The following is a 3,195-nucleotide window of genomic DNA, read 5'->3' as shown; positions in this document are numbered from 1 at the left end:
GATCAGCTCCTAAAAGATGGGTTTGTGGTAAACACCATTTTAAAGGAAGCTGATCTTTTTTGTCCGAACAGCGTTCGGATTAATTTTACAATCTACCATCCATGTAATTTTTGTTGCAATGTATCACCAATGCCATCTACTTTCTTAGCAGCCAAGACGGTGCCACCGATGAGGACACCACCTACAATGAGCGTAGAAGCGATCATAAACTTAAATACACTTTTCAAGACGTCCATAAAATTCCCCCTTACTTTTTACTGGTTCGACCAACAACTAATGAAACAATCAGAACTAAAATAATTGCCCCAATGATCGATGGTATCAATGCCATGCCAGCTAACGAAGGGCCCCAAGTGCCAAAGAGCCCTTGGCCAATCCACGCACCGATTAAACCAGCTACGATGTTTGCAATCCAGCCCATAGCAGCACCACGGTTAGTGATTGCGCCAGCAATGGCACCAATGATTGCCCCGACGATTAATGACCAAATAAGTCCCATATTTACTCACTCCCTTAGTTAACACGACTAGATTTATTGTCAGACGTTACTTTATCAACGCTGTCACCTAATGTTTCCTTCGATTTCTTTGCGCCCTTACTGACGGCTTCCTTTGTTTTGCCTGTGGCATCGCTCACGCGATCTTGCAGAGAAGTCGAATCTTTTTCATATTGCTCCTTTGTCTTGACATCAACAACATTCACATTTACCTCAATTACTTCTAATTCGGTCATATTCTTTACTTCCCGAACGATAACATTTTTGATCTTGTCATACAGTTTAGAAATATCAATGCCGTATTCAGCAACAATGTCGAGATCCACTGCAACCTGCTTTTTTTCCAACCTCTACATCAATTCCTGATGTGACATCTGAAGTATTAACTAGTTTTTCAGTAACATTTGCGAAAAAGCCGCCATCTACGGTTAATAAGCCATCTACTTCAGAAAGTGCGACACCAATGATCTTTTGAATAACCTTATCATCAAATGTTAAATTGCCTTTAACACCAGACTTCTCGTTAGTTGTTGTTTTCTCACTTGGCGTTCCATTCTGCATAATTTTTCCTCCTTATAATTCAAACAGTTATTTAAAAACATTTGTTAAGATACCAGTTTTTTGAATATAATAACCCGCGGTAATCCCGATTGCCATAAAAATCAAAACAAAAAGCGTCTTGAAAAATCCAAAAGTGATGATAAGGACCGCTAAGAGCAATCCCATAATTCCACCAATTAGTGGCCAAAAATAGGCTTTAATGAGTTCGGTCACGATATCACCTCCTAGATAACTCGAGATTTATGCACATTAGCGTCCAACTCATTAAAATCAACGAGTCTGATTTTAATTTTTTTCTGTTCAGAAATTCCAAGACAAATACGCAAATCTTTTTTTAATTGATTAAGAAAATTTGCAGTCTGTTTCTTGGCATTGACTGAATTTAGTAGATCACCCGATATTTTAAGTGTGATCCCTTTTCGTGATAACTTAGATGATACCTTGGGGTTGCCAATAAAGGGTTCATGTTGAAGTGCTGAAAGCGCAAAATGTTCAATAGCTTTCTTACTGATGAAGATATAATGATTGTGACCGTGGCCAAAAAAGTGTGATAAGCAAAAAAATAATTAACAGTACCGCCAGAATTACTCCACTCCAAAAGAGGTATATAGGTTCGTACTGCTCCAACACACCAAGCTTTAATGACATGGGTGTACTAGTACCAATGGCCGTTGACCAATTTTTAAAGACAAGAACTATGGATAAAGGAAATGCAAGGATAATAACAACTACTATTAATGCCTTAAATATAAATTGCAAATCATCACTAACTTTACCATAATTATAGCAGGACAGTTGTGATGATGGAATTATATGCTCTTATAAGGAACCAATTAAGATTTTTGTTTGACTAAATCAATCTAGCCAATAGGGTATACCCTAGTGGACGCCACGCTAATTTATTGAAAAGGGAAAAATTCTCCTTCCCCTAGATTATCTGTATTTAATCTTGAATTTATAACGTTTTGATTTCCATTTACCATTTTTGATAAATCTTCTGGGGCTGTAAAATCTGAATGCAAAGGAGCTTCTTGATAGGCAATTTCCCAATCTCTCAAAATATTATAATCTTTTGAAAATTCTATGTTCTTTTTTACACCCTCAAAATCCGGAAATAATTTGGTACTGATGGCTCCGTTTTCTTTTAAATATTTTTGTAAATCATTTCGATCTCTTTGCGATAGTTTGAAGGTTATTTTTTCTAAAAGAGTTTCATTATTCCATGAGTATTTATCGCCAGATTGCTTCAAAAAGTCATCAGGATTATTAGATTGAAGCCAATCAGCCAATATTTTAATTTGAGAGTTTTGAATTTTAGCATTATCGTTTACTTTTGTGCTATCTATGCTAGATAGCAGCCCCTGCTGTGATTCCATTCTTTCGTTTTTATGATCTGTATCAGATACTATTAGCTGTAATTTAGGATATTGATTCTTTAACTCATCATATAAGGTCTTATTAAGTCTATATATGCAATACTTGTGCTTGTTGAAGTCGTCTCTAAGACAATGCATTTTACAAAGATCGATATGTTGGTCCAAAATATTTTCATCAACAAACTGTTTAATATAACTGGTGAATGCAAAGTATAAAGCTACATAGACCGAATAACTCCAGTCTAGATAACTAGTGCTGAGAAAGGCCATCTGCCAGCCCATTCATACCTATTTCTGAATACCCTCGCTCAGCGGCTTTTTTAACAACGTCATAATAAATATTGTATTGGGCAAAACTGATGTCTGTTTTTAACTTTCTAGCTAGAGTTGGAACTAAATCATATTTTTTAAATGCACACCCTCGATAAATGAAGTTGCTATTATCCTTAGCTTTTGAAATGATTTTTTGTAACGTAGCCAATATTTCATTCCTCCTGTATAATTAAAGTTCGTAGAGAAGTTAAAGCGGTGGCTATTTCCGATCGGAGGTGGTGCTTATAGTGTTAAACCTTTAAAGCCCATAAATCCTAACGAAAGGAGTAGCCTAAGTGTCCGTGTCGGACGCTTTACAATTAATGCTGGCTTTCGGTACGTTTATCGTAGCCTTAGAACCTGTCTAGTATCTGCTGAATCTGGTAGAATTGTGGAAAACCGACTGAGGAGTTTGTCATGCCAGATTATCCAAGCAATATTTCTCGAGCG

6 protein-coding genes and 2 pseudogenes are annotated in these 3,195 nt (G+C 36.5%); 1 reads left to right on the top strand and 7 read right to left on the bottom strand.

Annotated features, from left to right (window positions below; translation table 11 throughout):
- Positions 1-92: 92 nt before the first annotated feature.
- The 7 genes and pseudogenes from BLP58_RS12020 to BLP58_RS11570 all read right to left on the bottom strand — a co-directional run bounded on the left by BLP58_RS12020 (position 93) and on the right by BLP58_RS11570 (position 2,914).
- Positions 93-236, bottom strand: coding sequence for a hypothetical protein (locus BLP58_RS12020; protein WP_013855175.1), 144 nt, complete (start codon positions 234-236; stop codon positions 93-95).
- Positions 237-247: 11 nt separating this feature from the next.
- Entirely contained in the window at positions 248-499 is a 252-nt protein-coding gene (locus tag BLP58_RS11600) for a GlsB/YeaQ/YmgE family stress response membrane protein (RefSeq protein ID WP_013439000.1), read from the bottom strand.
- Between the two features lie 14 nt (positions 500-513).
- Positions 514-1,057 (bottom strand): annotated as a pseudogene (locus BLP58_RS12015) (Asp23/Gls24 family envelope stress response protein).
- Between the two features lie 27 nt (positions 1,058-1,084).
- On the bottom strand, positions 1,085-1,270 hold the full coding sequence (locus tag BLP58_RS11585) for a DUF2273 domain-containing protein (protein WP_003596522.1): 186 nt from the start codon (positions 1,268-1,270) through the stop codon (positions 1,085-1,087).
- Between the two features lie 11 nt (positions 1,271-1,281).
- Positions 1,282-1,816: pseudogene (amaP, locus tag BLP58_RS12705) on the bottom strand (alkaline shock response membrane anchor protein AmaP).
- Positions 1,817-1,956: 140 nt separating this feature from the next.
- On the bottom strand, positions 1,957-2,715 hold the full coding sequence (locus tag BLP58_RS11575; RefSeq protein WP_143000358.1) for an FRG domain-containing protein: 759 nt from the start codon (positions 2,713-2,715) through the stop codon (positions 1,957-1,959).
- Positions 2,684-2,914, bottom strand: a complete 231-nt coding sequence (locus BLP58_RS11570) for a hypothetical protein (protein ID WP_013855177.1) — start codon at positions 2,912-2,914, stop codon at positions 2,684-2,686. Before BLP58_RS11570 ends, BLP58_RS11575 begins: the two co-directional genes overlap by 32 nt.
- Before the next feature lie 154 nt (positions 2,915-3,068).
- On the opposite strand from BLP58_RS11570, the gene BLP58_RS12700 reads away from it, so the two are divergent.
- Positions 3,069-3,113 carry a hypothetical protein gene (locus BLP58_RS12700; RefSeq protein ID WP_074484287.1) on the top strand — a complete coding sequence of 15 codons (45 nt, stop codon included), beginning with the start codon at positions 3,069-3,071 and terminating at the stop codon, positions 3,111-3,113.
- The last annotated feature ends 82 nt before the right edge of the window (positions 3,114-3,195 follow it).

The sequence above is a fragment of the Lactobacillus kefiranofaciens genome, assembly GCF_900103655.1.
In the GTDB taxonomy this organism is placed as follows: domain Bacteria; phylum Bacillota; class Bacilli; order Lactobacillales; family Lactobacillaceae; genus Lactobacillus; species Lactobacillus kefiranofaciens.
Note: the sequence above shows the minus strand (reverse complement) of the source record. Positions and strands in the feature narration are given on the sequence as shown.

What these genes read in the sequence shown, in the direction of transcription:
- BLP58_RS12020 (WP_013855175.1), bottom strand. Translation starts at nt 236, where the DNA reads ATGGACGTCTTGAAAAGTGTATTTAAGTTTATGATCGCTTCTACGCTC.
- BLP58_RS11600 (WP_013439000.1), bottom strand. Translation starts at nt 499, where the DNA reads ATGGGACTTATTTGGTCATTAATCGTCGGGGCAATCATTGGTGCCATT.
- BLP58_RS11575 (WP_143000358.1), bottom strand. Translation starts at nt 2,715, where the DNA reads ATGGGCTGGCAGATGGCCTTTCTCAGCACTAGTTATCTAGACTGGAGT.